Below are 15,761 nucleotides of genomic sequence, written 5' to 3'. Positions count from 1 at the left end.
ATGCTATGCGCAGCGGCCAATTTGGAGGCACAAATGCGCCGGAAAACTAGTCTGACTGTAGCTACTGGTTAACTTTATGACGCTTAATTTTTATTGGTTTCACTGCTTCCATGATGTTTTCTAACTTCCGGATATTGCTTTTCAACCTATTTTCTGGAGAGAACAGGACACAGAAGAAAATAAAATCCGTAAATTGTACAAAGCCCGTGTATTCTGGCGATGGATATTGACTTACATAAGCAACCCGAAGCTTCGTTTCTGCGTCTTTTCGTTTGATCGTTGGTATAAAATCAATCACGCATTCCTGATCGACTTTCAGCAGATTTTCCTTTTGAAGCTTCAGCAAATCCTCTAGATCATGGCCGTCCTTTCGTCGATTCCAAAAGTGAACGTACATGAATTCAGCATCTTTCATGGCTTCGTCTAACGTGCGGCCTTGCTGATAGAGCGTCGCCAGCCAAGCTGGTGTGGTTTGAATGTCGACAACCCAGCCAAATGGAGCAGGAATTAAAGCACCGCAATCACCAGCATAGGGGATCGCACCATACGCTTGGAAGCGTTTAAGTTCTTCGAAGTTAAGGATGTCTAATTCAATCTCGGTAGGCCCGAAATGCGCTCTGTTGTATGCTGCCTCCGAAAAACCCTCTTTCGAGACTAGCAACCCTTTGTGGGCTCCAATGTCCTCCAGCATGCCTATATAACTTTCGACTGCTTTAACATCGACCTTCTTATTTAGGTATTTCCCGTCAATAGCGATAACGATTCGGTTTCCCGCTACATACTGCTCAATCAAAATGTCAATTTGGCGCTCAGTCTTTGAATATAGTCCTGTTTTCCGAGCATCCAACGTGATTTCGGCAGCAGGGTACTGCCCCTTAAAATGCTCGAAAATCTCCTTTTCGTATTCTTTCCAGTCCATCTCTCACCTAGTTTTAAAAAAGTTAACGCTTTCAGCGGAAAGGCGAGATAGGAGCGACCTTCCCTGCGCGCGGCCATAACACGTTCAGTCAAAGGCTGACTGAAAACGGTTAGTAAATTGATTCATTTCTTTGCTTACTTTGTAGGACGCGCACGCCATAATTTTTCCAAAGCTACGGGCTAAGTAGAAATTGGCAACCCGCAGCCAGACCGCAACCATATCTTGGTTTTTCTTGGTATTGCTATAGAGTTTTTTCTCGTCACCAAACCATAGTTGTACAGGTAGGGAGTGCACGAAAGAAGATAGATCAGTAAGAACAGCAAGAACAAAATCGGTATTTCCGCCACAAGCGAGTTCAACTCGCTCTCTGCGGCTTCTATAAAAAATTTGTTCACCGTCTTTTAACCGCGACATTTTTTTGTTGAACAACGAAGATGATCTAATTCGATTCCAGTACCAACTTTTGGTATGCGGAAATAATTTTTGAGCCTCTTCGGGTGTTATTAAATTTTGTACCTTATGGATTCTGCTGCTGATATATAGGCCAAGAATATCTCGGTGAAGAGTCCACTCTTCTTCACTGTTTGATGTGACAAGCATCTCTACCACATCATGCGTATCCACGAGATTGCGCACAAGACTTGCAATAGAGCGTTTATCTAACATCTCCGATGGGTTATCCAAAGGAGGCAATACTTTGAATAAAGAAACCGCGGATGCTTGCAAAGTTGTGGCGAGAACCACTGTTGGCCAATCTTTAAATGCACCAGCGTCGAAATCTTGATGCATCTTATAGATGTATGGTTCGAACGCGTTTATCCCCATTAACAGGCCGGTGCCTTGAGATTCTAGGTGGTTTTTCATTTGTAACACTGTCCAGTAGTTTTCTAGCGCCTGGGATCGACGGCCGTTTTGGAGGCGCACCGCGCCGAAAAGCGGTCCGCTCCGCTGCACCACCTAGTTAAAAATCATTGCCCGCTAGCTTCGAGAACAATGAGTGATTCCCAATACCCGCAAACTGGTCATAACCTATCCAAAGCTTTTGCCTTCCAGCGGCGTAGCTGTCAATTTGATACTCATCAAAAATAAACTGGACACCGTTTTTTTCTAAAACAAAGTTGGAAAAATTATCGCCTTTCGGCTCGGTGCCTTTGATAACCCAATTTTCACTATATTGTCGATTCGATAGCAGTCTGCTTCGAACCAATTCTGAAAGGTCACCTAGCGACGAGTTTTCAGCGAGAAGATCCCTAGCGGTTATAGGTTGAAAAGGGCTGATCAAGAAATTCTGAACGCGCGTATTACGGCCACCGTGCGCAGAGCCGGTGAAAAACCTATCTAGTGTGTACTCCAGACTGATAACCACATCATCATTACGAATTATTTGGTAACTGCCACGCAAACTACTAGGGACTTTATAAAAACTCTCAGTATCTGGATTGCCTTCTTCTTTAACAGGCATGACTGTTTCCTGATGATGCCTGAAATCCGCCAAAAGCTCATATCCCCACGCCTCTACATTTTTAGAAACAATGCGTTGTACTAGACCTTCAAAGTCCGGAAAGTCGAACTGGAATGTAAAACCTGGCACGTCCGTGTTCCTTTCAAATATTCGCCGCCGAATCTCAACAATTGGCGCCTCAAAATTCGCTTGCATTCCTGGCCCACTACCTGCGGTGAGTGCAGCTTTGTATTGAAGCAAAGCCTTACGATCAATCTCACCTTTATGAGCTCTGCGATGGCAGATCGGACAGAGCGCAATCAAGTTTGAATACTCATGGTTTTTGCAAGCTTCCCAGGGAACGATGTGGTGCACATCAAGCTCTGTTTCACCACATCGAGGAATAGCACAACGGTGGCCGGCTTCGACCAAAACGGCTCTCCTAATCTCCGCTGGAATTGAAGGTCTTGCCATAGTTTTTCCTGATTTTTAACGCCGCGCTCTGGGGCGAACCGAAGCGCAGCGTAGCTTTGTTCCGAGCAGCGCCTCGTTTCTATTCTCCGCTGGACGGAAATTCCAGCTCCTCGTAGAGGCTTTGTAAGCAGCTGTCTATATTTCTTATCGCTGATTCATAGACTGGAATAGTGCTTTTTGCCATCTTGGAACCAGCCTCCTCACCAAACACCGCAAGCTCCATACTGCACATCATGGAACAATTATGATGCAACTCAGCTAAAATGCTTCTCGACTTCTTCGAGAGAAATATAAAGTCCTCCTGCTCCATTTGATGTAGAGCAGTAATATGCTGTAAAGCTGCTTTGTCGATGCCTTCTGCCAGCACATTCAAATTTGGATGTAACTCTCCTCGATCATCATATGACCCTAAGGCTGCTTCACAGTATTTTTTAAAATCGACCAGTCTTTTTTGCAACCGCTTGAAAACACGTATTTTTTCATCAAGGAGGATGTTGTTTTTTCTCGACAATAATGAAAGATCAACTTTCAAACGCTCAATCTCGGTAATGTATCCAGTTTTTACGTCTTCAACTTTTCGAGTGATGTCACCTATATCTTCCTTTGTTGCAAGGTTCTTTCCTTTTTCCGAAGAGTACGAAAATAGGTATTTCCTAAACAGAAAAAGGCTGCCTATTCCAAGCAAAATCAAGACCTGCAATCCTATCAAAATATAATTCATAATTTTGCTCAGAACTCCAAAGAAGGATCACGCCCGCAGCATGCACGGTTTTGGAATGGAGGCGCCGCTGCAATTGAAAAGCTGTCGCCGTGCTTGCAAAGGTTAAGCAATCTTCGTTCACGAAAGACGTTGGTGCGAGGCAGGGGACTCGAAGCCCTCTGCGCTTCTCTTGGCAGGATAAATATTCCGCAACTGATAACCTCTCGGCTGGATTGGAAGTGTCCCACCATGGCCGCGCAGAAACGCCACACCGCACCAAACGCATGATGTTACGAACGAATTTTCCATAAGCATCCCCTTCATCACTTGAAGTGAAGCGAAGACCCAAACTTCCAATCCAAACAAGACACTCACTGTTTCTTCAATATTTACCTGAATGTCCAAGCTTTTAGATCTGTTGTCCGTCAGGAGTCTCTGTAACTGGCGCAAGACCCGCATTCATCTCCAGCCATTCCCATAGCACTTTCGACACATTCGACAAGTTCATCCCTACTGTTGAACCCGTCCATCGCATCGGGAACCTCATTAACGATCTTGTCAGCCAGTTCCTCGTAGTCAAAAAACTCCATGGAATCTAAGTAAGTTCCCGGGTGAAACTCACACTCCTCTGCCGCACCAACTTGCACACAGAGGGCGAGTGCATGGTCGACTTTTCCTTCCTGCTCCATTTGGTGATGCTTTGCACGTCCCATTTTTCCCTCCAAATACACCGCGATTGACCAGTTTTTCGTACTACTCTAGGTTGTAAAAGGTAGTACAGTTATACATATTGGGACAGTGCACTGTTGTTAAAGTCATGATTATCAGATTCTGAAGCCACCCTGCTTAAGGCCGAAGCTCTCCGGTGCTCTGGCAAGGACATAGACTTGCCCCGATCGATCTAGTGGACCGGGGCAAGTCCAGGTAAGGGCCGAAAAGATCACCATACACTTATGCGAGGCAACTTGAGAGAGGACATGGAGCGGCAAATTGCCCATTCACGAGTAGTACATGAGTCCGACCTGGCCGATGGATTTGGGCTCACTTCGGCTCTGACTTCTCTGCATAAGAAGTACGGACCGATCATGAAAGACTTTGGTTGACAGTATCTATTCCCATCTTAAACACGATGCATTTACCCCATTACACGCTATGTTTGCCGATATCACCTTCATCGTTCAACATACGCGCTGCAATTGAGGCAGGTCGTGAACGCGAGCGGAATCATCAAACAGGTGGCGGGACATCCTTTTCCGCCACGCTTTTACCACTGAGCTGCCTAGATCGGGAAGTGATAGCAGAGCGTTTCAGGCATCCTCGGCCACAGCGATAATCTAAAGGCTGAAATCTAGACCCACATTATTGGCGATCGACGAGCTGGAACAGTTAGTCCATTTGATCGTTTGCCGGGTTCTTGAGAAACGACCAAGCGCTCAACTGGGGCAGAAAACACCAAGAATATGAGGCGCTGCGAATGTTCGCTTTTGTTTAACGACTGGAGAAGCCTGATCGAAACCCGAGGGTGATCATCGACCGGGGCTGGCAGCGTCTGCGGCATCCACAGTGACCAAGGAAACAAGTTACGCAGCTAGATCTCAATACTCTCAGCTATCTCCAGAGCATCCTCGACCTCGACACCAAGGTACCGCACGGTGCTCGACATATTTGTGCGTCCCAACAGCAACTGGACGGCTCGAAGATTCTTGGTCTTCTTGTAGATCAATGTCGCTTTGCTACGTCTCATTGAATGAGTTGCGTAGACTGAAGGATCAAGTCCAATGCTGGTAATCCACTTTTTGACAAGACGGGCGTATTGATGAGTGGTGATATGGTCATACTTTCGCATCCGGCTCGGCCACAAATAATCCATACCCGACAGTCCGCGCAACTCGATCCATGCTTCGACCGATTCGCGAGTCTTTTTGGTTATCTCAAACTGAACAGGCTGACTAGTCTTCTGCTGGATGACTTGCGCCCGATCCAGAACCTCACCGTTTCTGGAAATATCTCGAACCAAAAGCTTTACCAGATCGCAGGATCGAAGTTTGCAGTCAATAGCCATGTTAAACATCGCCAGCTCGCGGATGTTCTTCGCTATCTCTAGACGAATACGGACAGCCCATATTTGTTCGAGTTTGAGCGGTAGCTTCTGGCCGACGAGCTTCCCTTTGTTCCAGGGAGCTTTGCTGGTAGGAACCGTCATGACGTGGCCCTCTTCGGAGGGTAAGGGCCTTTAAGTATGGTTCAGAAAATTGTTCCCTGCTGGCCAGCCTGGTCGCAAAGCGGACATTTAGAATGGGCGGACAACGACCGGCACAGCCAAGCTAATGCCCCACAACTAAAAGCCGGATACACCTGACAAACTGTAATGCCCAGGCGCTTACTCGCTGAAAAGAGCGGCGCGTTTTATCCCCTCATGAGAAATTCGGGCTAGTCCACGAATTACCTCGAAGGCCAAAATGTTTAATTTTCCGATAGAGAGTGGCTCGTGTTATTCCTAATTCTCGAGCCGCGGCACTGACGTTGTGATTGTGTTTCTCGAGCACACATCGCACCGCTTGGCGCTCCGCGGCGGCGAGTGTGCCGCCCTCGCCAACGTCCACCTCCGCAGCGCCAGTTTGGCTCCTAATGTCGTCGGGTAAGTGCTCAACATCGATAACCCCCTGAGTAGAAAGCGCCTGGCCAAGATTCAGAGCCTGTTGGAGCTCCCTGATATTACCTTTCCAAGAATGGTGCCTTAAAAGATTACGGGCCTCAGCTGTCAGTATTGGCGGGGATCCTTCCTGTGACATAAGGGCCAGCAAGTGATCAATCAAAGCATCAAGGTCTTCACGCTCTCGCAGAGCTGGGAGCTGCACCCTGAGGCCATTGATTCGGTAGTAAAGATCGCTCCGAAAGTCCCCACTCTCCATAAGCTCATCAAGGTTCCGATGTGTCGCACAGACCAGAGAAAACGAGACGGGCCGAGACTTCTCTTCTCCAAGCCTGGTGACAATGCGTTCTTGCAAAACACGTAACAACCGTGCTTGAAATTCTACCGGCATATCGCCTATTTCATCCAGGAAGAGCGTACCGCCGTTCGCTTCCTCAAATTTCCCCTTGGCACCCCCACGTCGGGCACCAGTAAAAGCGCCGTCTGCATAGCCAAACAACTCTGATTCTATCAGGCCGGCAGGAATAGCCGAGCAGTTCACGGCAACAAACGCGCCTTTTGAAGAAGGCCCATTGGCATGTAGCGAGCGCGCTAAAACCTCTTTGCCTGTTCCGGTTTCCCCAGTCACCAGAACCGGAACTCCAAACTGAAAGGCCCGATGCGCCTTGTCAAAAAGTGGTTTTGTTGGCTCGCCCACATAAAAAGACTGACTGATGTCCGGCCGTCTTTGCGGTGGCGTCGATTTGACGCTCACGAGCCCTTTCCGAAGACTTTCAACCTTAAGAAAAAGCCTTGCCCCATTGTGACATTCCACCTCAACAGGGCTTTGTTGTGATCCCTCAATCTCGGCAGCGCGGCATGAAAACAAGTCTTTGAAACAGACATGACTCTGCATCTTCTCGAGAGAATCGATATCCAGCATCTGCCTGGCCGAGGGGTTTGCACCTAAAACTTCACCATCCTCGCCGAAATGTATCAAACCACGCATAGGTGACTGCGTAAGCTCCGGACGATAGTGAAGCGCGAGGACTAAGGCGCCACGCAAATCGTCGACCATTCGATTCTCAACAGACCGAGTTGCGAGCGCAACTGCTTCAAGAATCCCGACCGGTCGGCCATCATAAGGTTTTGAAGCATTCAAAGCCCCGACCAGCGACCCTGCAGGGTCAAAAATGGGCACTGCCACGCAGGATAGATCGCGGAAAGAATGCAAGAAATGCTCACTTCCACACACAAGCGAAGGCCTGCCTTCTATCAAAGCGCAACCGGGGGCATTGGTTCCAGCTATATCCTCTGAAAGGTCCACACCAGGATTCAAAGCGGCTCCCAGCAATTCGTAGCAGGGACTGTCATTGCCGAAATATTTAATGCTGCGGCCTTCTCTTTCCACACAGGCCAAAACCCAACCTGCAGAACTGATTGCACGAAACAACCGATGCATTTCAGGCTCGGCAAATGTCATGAGACGCTGATGTTGATTGCGGATATGAGAAAACTGGTCGAATTGCGCTGCCTCGAGTAAGAACTGATCAGAGGGGGACACGCCATGTTTTCTGCACCTTAACCAAGAGCGCAAAACCTCATCCCGCACCCACTGGGACGGTACAACACGCCCTTCGTCAAACAACTCACGGGCTTGCTGGACCTGAGTGTTCGGATCAACGATCTTTTTATGCATAAGGACACCCACCACTCTGTATTTTTTTTATTCAACCATCCAATTTTAGTGTATTGAAACGATCCACTTTTTTCCAAAAACTAAAACATAGATGCTATAAAGCCGCATAAGCAATTGTTTCATAATAATTTCCTAAGGATCAATCGATCTGGCATATTGATTGCTTCACGTCGAGTGCAATACCAACAAAACTAATAAGAGGCTGCACTATGTCATCTGTATCAAACTATAAGCAAAAAAGTTTTCTCGGTTCCAGAAAGGGGAATTTCAGCGTCGCTTCTGTTGGATTAACCACCATGTTGCTGACTTCCGGTAATGCAGTAGCTATTGACGTTGATGCCGGGGATTACACGGCACTGCCCGCCGGAACCAATCTTGGAATGGTCTACTATCAATACGCCACTGCAGATTCACTCTATTCGGATGGCGACAAAGCGCCCATTAATGCTGGATTAGACTCACAGGTAGGAATCCTGCGTGGGGTGCATTTCACTGAAATTGGCGGTTACACAGTAGACCCTCAATTTCTCCTCCCATTTGGCAAGGTGGAAGGAAAAGACGATACCTCTTCCCTTGGTGACACAAGTGGCATCGGCGACCTGATACTTGCGGCGACAGTTTGGCTGGTAAACGAGCCCGAAAGTAACACCTATTTCGGCATTACTCCGTTCCTGTATGTTCCGGTAGGGAGTTACGATCGAAATGACACATTAAATCTTGGCGAAAACCGGTGGAAACATACATTACAGGCGGGTTACATAACTGGTCTCACTTCTAACATCTCATTAGACCTGGTTGGTGACGTCACTTTTTTCGGCAAGAATGACGAACTCGGTGCCTCCAAGGCCACTTTGGAACAGGACCCCTTGTATCAGTTCCAGGGCTTCCTGCGTTATAACGTAACGCCGCAATTGGACCTTCGCACCGGCATTTCTCATTCGTTCGGTGGTGAAACACAGATAAACGATGTTAATCAGGACAATGACCTTGCGACCACGAAGATGACAATCGGTACGGCATGGTTCGCGAATCCGGGGCTGCAACTAATCGCAAATTATGGAAGAGATTTGTCCGTAGAAAATGGATTCAAAGAGCAACATCGACTCAACTTTCGTATTCTAAAAGCATTTTAAAACCCCATAAAAGAGCAATAACAACAAAAGGATATAATAATGAAACTGACTAATAGTCACTATAGAAAACGTTTCACAAATAAAGTAACAAGTAGTGCATTAGTTCCATTTTTAGTAATCGGAGCCAGCACTGTTATTGCGGCTGATCAGGTAAATCAAAGCTATATCATTGAAAATGCCAAAACGGGCAAGGACTGGCCAACCCATGGTTTTGATTATGCGGAGACGCGCTTTAGTCCTCTCTCACAGATTTCGGCCGATAATGTCGAAAACCTCGGGCTTGCATGGTCCTACAACCTCGGGTCTACCCGAGGAGTCGAGGCCACTCCACTTGTTGTGGATGGCGTGATGTATGTCTCTGCCTCTTGGAGCATCGTACATGCACTTGATGCAAAAACCGGCAAAAAACTCTGGACCTACGACCCTGAAGTGCCTGGTGAGGCAGGCTCAAGGGGTTGTTGTGATGTTGTAAACCGCGGTGTGGCAGTGCACTACGGAAATGTCTACGTTGCATCCTATGATGGTCGATTGATCGCCCTTGATGCAAAAACCGGCGAAAAAGTCTGGGAAATGAATACTCTGCCCGACAACGACATGAGCTACACGATTACCGGTGCACCTCGGGTTGTTAACGGCAACGTGATCATAGGCAATGGTGGGGCCGAATTTGGAGTCAGGGGCTACATCACAGCTTACGACGCCAAAACCGGGGCGCAGAAATGGCGTTGGTATACCGTGCCGGGAAATCCGAACGAACCGTTTGAAAACGAAGCCATGGCTCGGGCTGCAAAAACCTGGGACCCAAGTGGTAAATACTGGGAGGCCGGTGGAGGTGGCACTGTATGGGACTCCATCGTTTTTGATCCGGACCTGAATCTCTTGTATATCGGCACAGGCAACGGCTCTCCATGGTCACACAAGAAGCGTAGCCCGAATGGTGGGGATAACCTCTATCTATCCTCAATCGTTGCTCTCAATGCAGACACTGGTGAGTACGTGTGGCATTACCAAGCCACGCCCGGGGATAACTGGGACTACACGTCGACGCAAGACCTGATTCTCAGCGAGCTCATGATTGATGGAGAGCGTCGCAAAGTTATCATGCAAGCTCCCAAAAACGGCTTCTTCTTTGTTCTCGACCGGACAAACGGTGAATTCATATCGGCCGATAATTATGTCGATGTTAACTGGGCCACGGGATACGACAGCAACGGTCGTCCAATAGAAGTTCCTGAAGCACGATCCATGGACGAACCCTTCGATATTATCCCGGGGCCTTTCGGGGGACATAATTGGCACTCAATGTCTTTTAACCACCAAACCGGCCTGGCTTACTTCCCCACTCAGCACATCCCTATCACAATGGTTGAGGACCCGTCCTGGGAAAGCATAGAAAGCAATGAGCCAGGACAACCCATGAGTGGCGTAGGCTGGAACACCGCTTTCAAATTCAACGTGGCGGCACCATCAAGCAAGCCGTTCGGACGACTTACAGCCTGGGATCCCGTTACGCAGCAGGAAGCATGGCGTTACGAACATGTCTCTCCCTGGAACGGCGGAACCCTGACAACGGCCGGTAATCTGGTATTTCAGGGAACCGCAGACGCTCGCTTTATGGCATTCAACGCGCGAACGGGTGACCCCCTATGGGAATCCCCAATGGGTACCGGCGTCATTGCAGCGCCCATCACTTATGAAATAGACGGCACTCAGTATGTTTCTATTGCCGCGGGCTGGGGCGGAGTTTTTGGACAATCCCAGAGAGCCTCCGACCTCAAGACCGCCGGTACTGTTTATACGTTTGTCCTGAACGGTGATGCCGAGATGCCTGAGTTCACCAAGTATCAGCTGAACTCACTGGTTTCCGGCGTTGACTATAATCCCGACTTTATTGGAGAAGGCACGGCTCTCTACGTCAGTAATTGCGTGTTCTGTCATGGTGTTCCTGGTGTAGACAAGGGCGGTAATATTCCAAACCTGGGCTACTCAAAGAAATCAGTTATTGAAAACCTGGACGCCTTCCTGTTTCACGGTCCATTCGTTTCCCGTGGCATGCCTGATTTTACCGAAACGCTGAATGAGATAGATGTCGAGAAAATAAAAGCGTTTATTCAGGGTACTGCAGATGCTATCCGTCCGAAAAGTCAGTGATTTGAGGGAAACCAATGAATACGTTCACAAAACATCCACATGATTTAGAGAATAAAACCCGGGCGTTCCTGGCTCGTCAAAATCACCGTATGCTGATAGGCGGACAATGGGTTGATGCTCTGGAAAACAAAAGTATAGAGGTAGAAAACCCAGCTGAAGAAACGGTTATAGGAAGCATACCCCTTGCACATCCTGATGACGTTAACAAAGCCGTTAGCTGTGCAAAAAGTGCGTTCAATGGTGATGACTGGGGCCGAATGAGACCCTCCGCCCGTCAGAACATGCTTCTCAAACTTGCAGATCTGATTGAGCGAGATGCCAGAATCATTGCTGAGCTGGAAGCTATCGACAACGGCAAGTCTGCTGCTATTGCCGAAGCTGTTGACATAAGCCTGGGTCTGGAATTCTTTCGCTACATGGCCGGGTGGGCAACAAAAATTGAGGGCTCGACTCTTGATGTGTCCATGCCCTTTGCCCCGGCTGACTCTGACTTTTCTGCATATACCCGACGCGAACCCGTCGGTGTTGTTGCCGCAATCATACCGTGGAACTTTCCTTTTCTGATGGCCTGCTGGAAGCTGGCTCCGGCACTTGCAGCGGGTTGCACGGTTGTGTTGAAGCCTGCGGAACAAACTTCCCTTTCTGCCCTCTATCTGGGCGAGCTGATCGGAGAGGCAAATTTTCCTGACGGGGTTGTCAATATCATTACTGGCGAGGGCCAGAGCACTGGGTCGGCACTGATAACTCATCCTGACATCAACAAGATTAGTTTTACGGGATCCACTGAGGTGGGTCAGATCATAGGCCGTGCTGCGATGGATAATATGGCGCGAGTTACCTTAGAGCTGGGGGGCAAGTCTCCAATGATTGTCCTGGCTGACTGTGATCCGGAGAAGGCTGCGCAAGGGGCAGCGGCAGCAATCTTTTTCAACCATGGACAAACCTGCAGTGCAGGCTCGCGACTTTACGTTCACCGAAGCATTTCTGACAAGGTCCTGGATCGGCTCGCCGAGTTAGCAGAGGCAATCCCCCTGGGGCCTGGCCTGGATCCAGCTGCGCAAATGGGACCACTCGTGTCCAGGGTTCAGCTAGACCGGGTCTGTCGCTACATTGAGACGGGCCGCCAGGAAGGTGCCCGCCTGGTTACCGGTGGCGAACGTGCTGACCGCAAAGGTTATTACGTCAAGCCCACCATATTTGCGACCGAAGACGACTCTATGGTCATAGCCAAAGACGAGATCTTTGGTCCCGTTCTGGTGGTCATCCCGTTTGATGATATCGAGGATGTCGTAGACCGGGCCAATGATAGTCGCTATGGCCTGGCAGCGAGTATCTGGTCAAACAATCTTTCTCAAGTGCAACGCTTAATCCCGAAATTAAAGGCAGGCACTGTGTGGGTAAACGGGCACAACATGCTTGATGCAAACATCCCATTCGGGGGCTATAAACTCTCCGGGGTTGGACGTGATATGGGTAAACAGTCACTCGATTCATATCTTGAAACAAAGTCGGTTGTCATTGCCCTCTAGGACGAATGCTAAACCCCAGCTCTGAGAAGCAGGGGTTTAGCCTAGATAGGTCAACCATTCAATTTCCGAGAGTCGAATAACACCTTCCTCACAGGTGAGCCACAAAGCTTCACCGATATGGGGATGAAGAGAATGACGCAGGTCTGCTTTAAGGCTCCTTGCGCGATGCCGCTCGAAATAGTCAATCCATGCGGCGAGGAGTGCGGGCGGAGCACCGGTCAATGTATGTACAGTTTGGCGAGGAATAACAAATGCTAAAAGAAGCCAATAACTTCAGAAGCTTGGCAAAGAGCCAAGCTACGCTGCACTCGCTTCCAGTTCCTGACATTGGGCAGGACGAAGTTGAAATGGCGCGATTGCCCAAGGTCATGATTGCTGATCATCAGCCGCTTTTTCGCGACGCCATACGCGACATTATTTTAGTAAATCATCTTTGTGAACATGTCTTCGAGGTATCCAGCTTGAAAGATGCCATGGAAATCGTGAGTGAGCATGGCAGCCTTGGTCTCATCTTCTTCGATCTCGACATGCCGGAAATGCAGGGGCTTGGCGGTCTCGCTAGCTTAAATGAGATCGCACCTTCGCTACCCATCATAGTTATGTCGGTTAGAGTAAATAGGTATATCACTTCTCAGGCGATTGGCCGGGGGGCCATGGGAGTCGTAGCGAAAAATGCATCAAAAAATGAAATTGTCGACGCTATTCGACAGGTTTTGGATGGCAAGATTTGCATTTGTGCAGGCTCTGACGAATTCGAAAGTGGTAATGGTCTTGCTGCTGGCCGGGCCGGATCAGAAGCAGAGATAGATCGCAGCCAGTTTCAATCTTTAACAAAGCGCCAGTTGATAGTTTTAGAGAGAATAACACTTGGAGAGTCCAACAAACAGATTGCGTACAACTTACACCTGGCCGAAACGACCGTGAAGGCTCATGTTTCGGCTGTTTTACGTAAGCTAAATGTTCAGAACCGCGCGCAGGCGATCCTTGCAGCGAGTTGTCTCGACCTAGTTTCCCGAATGCGCAAATAGCCGGGTGTTTCGCTTCAGGGCAAACCTAAAACGGGGCCGGAGTCGAAAACTGACTGAAAAATCAAATCAGCCGGTGGGTGCTGAGAGAGTTCCAACTGACAGTTTTCGGAACGAATGTCAGGAACATTCGGAGCTTATGTAAACATCCCTGTTTTAGTTGCACCGCGGATTAGGGTTCTCCGCACGGTTGTGTTTTGCCAAACATTCCAATGTCGGAGGGTCTTTCGGTGACTCGTGGGGGGGAAGGCAACCAGGTCACGCGGCCGAAGAAAAGGTCCGCTTTATTGTTCAATTCGGTCGTTTCTGAATGTCCGCTTTTGTTTAGAAGCGGGAGAAAAAGGTTCTGGCCAAAATCTGCGTAGCGCTACTCACCCGATTTCCCCCTAAAAACTCTAACGTTTTTACTTTCCAAGATTGCCGAGAGCCGGCGATTTTCGAGTTCAAGAGTCGCGTTTTTCGAAGCAAGTTCGTTGCGCTGCTCGGTCAAATCTACGATTTTTTCCCGTAACTGACGATTCTTGAAACGCTCTTCCTTGAGTTTCTCGTGCTTCTCGTCACGCTGTCTCTGGATCGCCTTGTTGGAATTGCCCCGGATGCGTTCCAGCATGTCTGGGTAGTCTTTGTGGATCAAGGCACGACTGACTCCGGCCTCTTCGGCAACAGCGGCCACCGAGACTTTCCTGCCCTTCTCAACGACCTTAGGCTGGCCTTTTTCCAATCGAACAATGGCCAGCCGAATACGCTTGTGGGTCTCGGATTCAGATGACGTCGACATCGGTCAGTTGCTCCTTGAGACGGTTGATGTCCACGCCGAGATCGGTCAACACCCTCTCGCAGCGTTCCATGGTGCGCTCGACCGTCTTTGATCCCGAGTCATCCAGATCATCGATCTGTCGAAGCTCAATCTGTTGCAGGTAAAGTCCTTCCCAGAACGGCTTTTGGCTATCGTCAATACAACCGTGCTCGCAATCCTCGCATTGGCCGCCTGCACAGTCCACGCCGGTATCGTTGGTACACCAGGCGATGCCGGTGGACCGCAGGTACACCAGCTCGCTGATGGCCTCAATCATCTCTTTCCGATCTTTATAGGTACGGACTTCTTCCGAGCGGCTTCGCATTTGGCGGATATGGCCGGCCATGCCACCGGAAAGCCGAGTATCAGGCTCCAACCAATGACCGACAATCGCCTGACGTTTGCCGTCAAAAGCGGCGTAGATTTCGTCATAGAGCTCCAGATCCTGCGCCTCGTTCATTGCATACAGGATGGTCATATCCAGGCTCCAGTGCTTGAAGTGATCTCGCAGATACCGCAAGTCACCCAGCTTGTGATGCACCACGTAGTTAGCAAAAGTACGCCGGAATTGGTGTGAAGCAAGCTTCCAATCTATCCCGAGGTCCTTCGCAAACTTCCCGAGCCTTCGGTGCAGAGCGAGGCCACTCAGCAGAGAAATACTGTTTCTCTTTTGCGTTAACTTGGTCAGACCGATGCAACCTGAGCACTTTTCAAGACAAGTCACTTTGTTCAGGTCTCCCACTACTTTGGCTTCTTTCAGCGCCTGCTCAAGTTCAGCCTGCAAGGGCTCTACCAGCCGCTCCAGCACCTTTACCGCCTCAATCGCAATCTCCGGGCACAGCCATGATGTTTCGCCCGCATGAGTTTTGTCCGAACGTGAGCCGAGGAAGTAGAACCGCTCGCCATCTCGAACTTCGCTGTACCACTGATCCCTCCGGATGTTTCCGAGTTCATGGGCCCGGATACCGGTCGTCGCCAGAATGATCACGAAACAACCGTCACGCAGGTCGCGCAGTGTCGTACCCAGTGCACCTAGCCCCTGATCCCAACCTCGGGTTTTCAAAAACTCGACCCGCTCCTCCCATTGATCGTTATGGTTTTTAGAACAGGGTTGGAAGTCAGCTAGTGTCCCGTCTGGGTAATCCGTTTATTTATTATCAATAACACTCAGCTTTGCTCGCGTCACTGAAGTCATAATCGATTCTGCACTCTTGTGCCAGCGGAACGGCTTTGCCAGTTTCTCATTATGAGTTTGGATAAAG

General features: G+C 49.1%; 13 protein-coding genes and 1 pseudogene. 4 read left to right on the top strand and 10 right to left on the bottom strand.

Translation table 11 applies throughout. From position 1 onward, the window contains the following. Positions 1-61 precede the first annotated feature (61 nt). From AC13DD_RS11985 to AC13DD_RS11955, 7 genes are all read right to left on the bottom strand, one after another. The gene (locus AC13DD_RS11985; RefSeq protein ID WP_449287801.1) at positions 62-919 is read right to left on the bottom strand and encodes a restriction endonuclease; all 858 of its coding nucleotides are present in this window, start codon (positions 917-919) and stop codon (positions 62-64) included. An 84-nt stretch (positions 920-1,003) separates the two neighbouring features. Then, on the bottom strand, positions 1,004-1,783 hold the full coding sequence (locus tag AC13DD_RS11980; RefSeq protein WP_449287802.1) for a hypothetical protein: 780 nt from the start codon (positions 1,781-1,783) through the stop codon (positions 1,004-1,006). 97 nt (positions 1,784-1,880) lie between these two features. Beyond that, positions 1,881-2,834, bottom strand: a complete 954-nt coding sequence (locus AC13DD_RS11975) for an HNH endonuclease (protein WP_449287803.1) — start codon at positions 2,832-2,834, stop codon at positions 1,881-1,883. A 79-nt stretch (positions 2,835-2,913) separates the two neighbouring features. Continuing rightward, positions 2,914-3,555 carry a hypothetical protein gene (locus AC13DD_RS11970; RefSeq protein ID WP_449287804.1) on the bottom strand — a complete coding sequence of 214 codons (642 nt, stop codon included), beginning with the start codon at positions 3,553-3,555 and terminating at the stop codon, positions 2,914-2,916. A 404-nt stretch (positions 3,556-3,959) separates the two neighbouring features. Then, a complete protein-coding gene (locus tag AC13DD_RS11965; protein WP_421911538.1) occupies positions 3,960-4,247 on the bottom strand; it encodes a hypothetical protein in 288 nt (95 codons plus the stop codon). 875 nt (positions 4,248-5,122) lie between these two features. After that, on the bottom strand, positions 5,123-5,737 hold the full coding sequence (locus AC13DD_RS11960) for a tyrosine-type recombinase/integrase (protein WP_138437831.1): 615 nt from the start codon (positions 5,735-5,737) through the stop codon (positions 5,123-5,125). Positions 5,738-5,948: 211 nt separating this feature from the next. After that, the gene (locus AC13DD_RS11955; protein ID WP_449287805.1) at positions 5,949-7,865 is read right to left on the bottom strand and encodes a sigma-54-dependent Fis family transcriptional regulator; all 1,917 of its coding nucleotides are present in this window, start codon (positions 7,863-7,865) and stop codon (positions 5,949-5,951) included. A 209-nt stretch (positions 7,866-8,074) separates the two neighbouring features. Between AC13DD_RS11955 and AC13DD_RS11950 the strand changes: the two genes are divergently transcribed. The 4 genes from AC13DD_RS11950 to AC13DD_RS11935 all read left to right on the top strand — a co-directional run bounded on the left by AC13DD_RS11950 (position 8,075) and on the right by AC13DD_RS11935 (position 13,706). Beyond that, positions 8,075-8,998, top strand: coding sequence for a transporter (locus AC13DD_RS11950; protein ID WP_449287806.1), 924 nt, complete (start codon positions 8,075-8,077; stop codon positions 8,996-8,998). Between the two features lie 39 nt (positions 8,999-9,037). Further along, the gene (locus AC13DD_RS11945; protein WP_449287807.1) at positions 9,038-11,149 is read left to right on the top strand and encodes a PQQ-dependent dehydrogenase, methanol/ethanol family; all 2,112 of its coding nucleotides are present in this window, start codon (positions 9,038-9,040) and stop codon (positions 11,147-11,149) included. 14 nt (positions 11,150-11,163) lie between these two features. Beyond that, the gene (locus AC13DD_RS11940) at positions 11,164-12,678 is read left to right on the top strand and encodes an aldehyde dehydrogenase family protein (RefSeq protein WP_482931217.1); all 1,515 of its coding nucleotides are present in this window, start codon (positions 11,164-11,166) and stop codon (positions 12,676-12,678) included. Positions 12,679-12,929: 251 nt separating this feature from the next. Then, on the top strand, positions 12,930-13,706 hold the full coding sequence (locus AC13DD_RS11935) for a LuxR C-terminal-related transcriptional regulator (RefSeq protein WP_083231811.1): 777 nt from the start codon (positions 12,930-12,932) through the stop codon (positions 13,704-13,706). 364 nt (positions 13,707-14,070) lie between these two features. Here the strand turns inward: AC13DD_RS11935 and AC13DD_RS11930 are convergent, their stop codons facing one another. From AC13DD_RS11930 to AC13DD_RS11920, 3 genes and pseudogenes are all read right to left on the bottom strand, one after another. Beyond that, entirely contained in the window at positions 14,071-14,481 is a 411-nt protein-coding gene (locus tag AC13DD_RS11930) for a hypothetical protein (RefSeq protein ID WP_008169873.1), read from the bottom strand. Continuing rightward, positions 14,465-15,562, bottom strand: a complete 1,098-nt coding sequence (locus AC13DD_RS11925; RefSeq protein ID WP_482931216.1) for a site-specific integrase — start codon at positions 15,560-15,562, stop codon at positions 14,465-14,467. The genes AC13DD_RS11930 and AC13DD_RS11925 overlap by 17 nt, the downstream gene beginning before the upstream one ends. A gap of 84 nt (positions 15,563-15,646) precedes the next feature. Then, positions 15,647-15,761: pseudogene (locus tag AC13DD_RS11920) on the bottom strand (IS630 family transposase); the annotation flags it as partial.

Source organism: Marinobacter sp. L-13 (assembly GCF_056857715.1).
The sequence above is the reverse complement of the archived record's forward strand: the minus strand, read 5'-3'. Positions and strand labels throughout refer to the sequence as shown.

Coding starts and splice junctions, on each gene's coding strand:
- AC13DD_RS11930 (WP_008169873.1), bottom strand. CDS start 14,481: ATGTCGACGTCATCTGAATCCGAGACCCACAAGCGTATTCGGCTGGCC.
- AC13DD_RS11950 (WP_449287806.1), top strand. CDS start 8,075: ATGTCATCTGTATCAAACTATAAGCAAAAAAGTTTTCTCGGTTCCAGA.
- AC13DD_RS11935 (WP_083231811.1), top strand. CDS start 12,930: ATGCTAAAAGAAGCCAATAACTTCAGAAGCTTGGCAAAGAGCCAAGCT.
- AC13DD_RS11975 (WP_449287803.1), bottom strand. CDS start 2,834: ATGGCAAGACCTTCAATTCCAGCGGAGATTAGGAGAGCCGTTTTGGTC.
- AC13DD_RS11955 (WP_449287805.1), bottom strand. CDS start 7,865: ATGCATAAAAAGATCGTTGATCCGAACACTCAGGTCCAGCAAGCCCGT.
- AC13DD_RS11940 (WP_482931217.1), top strand. CDS start 11,164: ATGAATACGTTCACAAAACATCCACATGATTTAGAGAATAAAACCCGG.
- AC13DD_RS11985 (WP_449287801.1), bottom strand. CDS start 919: ATGGACTGGAAAGAATACGAAAAGGAGATTTTCGAGCATTTTAAGGGG.
- AC13DD_RS11945 (WP_449287807.1), top strand. CDS start 9,038: ATGAAACTGACTAATAGTCACTATAGAAAACGTTTCACAAATAAAGTA.
- AC13DD_RS11970 (WP_449287804.1), bottom strand. CDS start 3,555: ATGAATTATATTTTGATAGGATTGCAGGTCTTGATTTTGCTTGGAATA.
- AC13DD_RS11965 (WP_421911538.1), bottom strand. CDS start 4,247: ATGGGACGTGCAAAGCATCACCAAATGGAGCAGGAAGGAAAAGTCGAC.
- AC13DD_RS11960 (WP_138437831.1), bottom strand. CDS start 5,737: ATGACGGTTCCTACCAGCAAAGCTCCCTGGAACAAAGGGAAGCTCGTC.
- AC13DD_RS11980 (WP_449287802.1), bottom strand. CDS start 1,783: ATGAAAAACCACCTAGAATCTCAAGGCACCGGCCTGTTAATGGGGATA.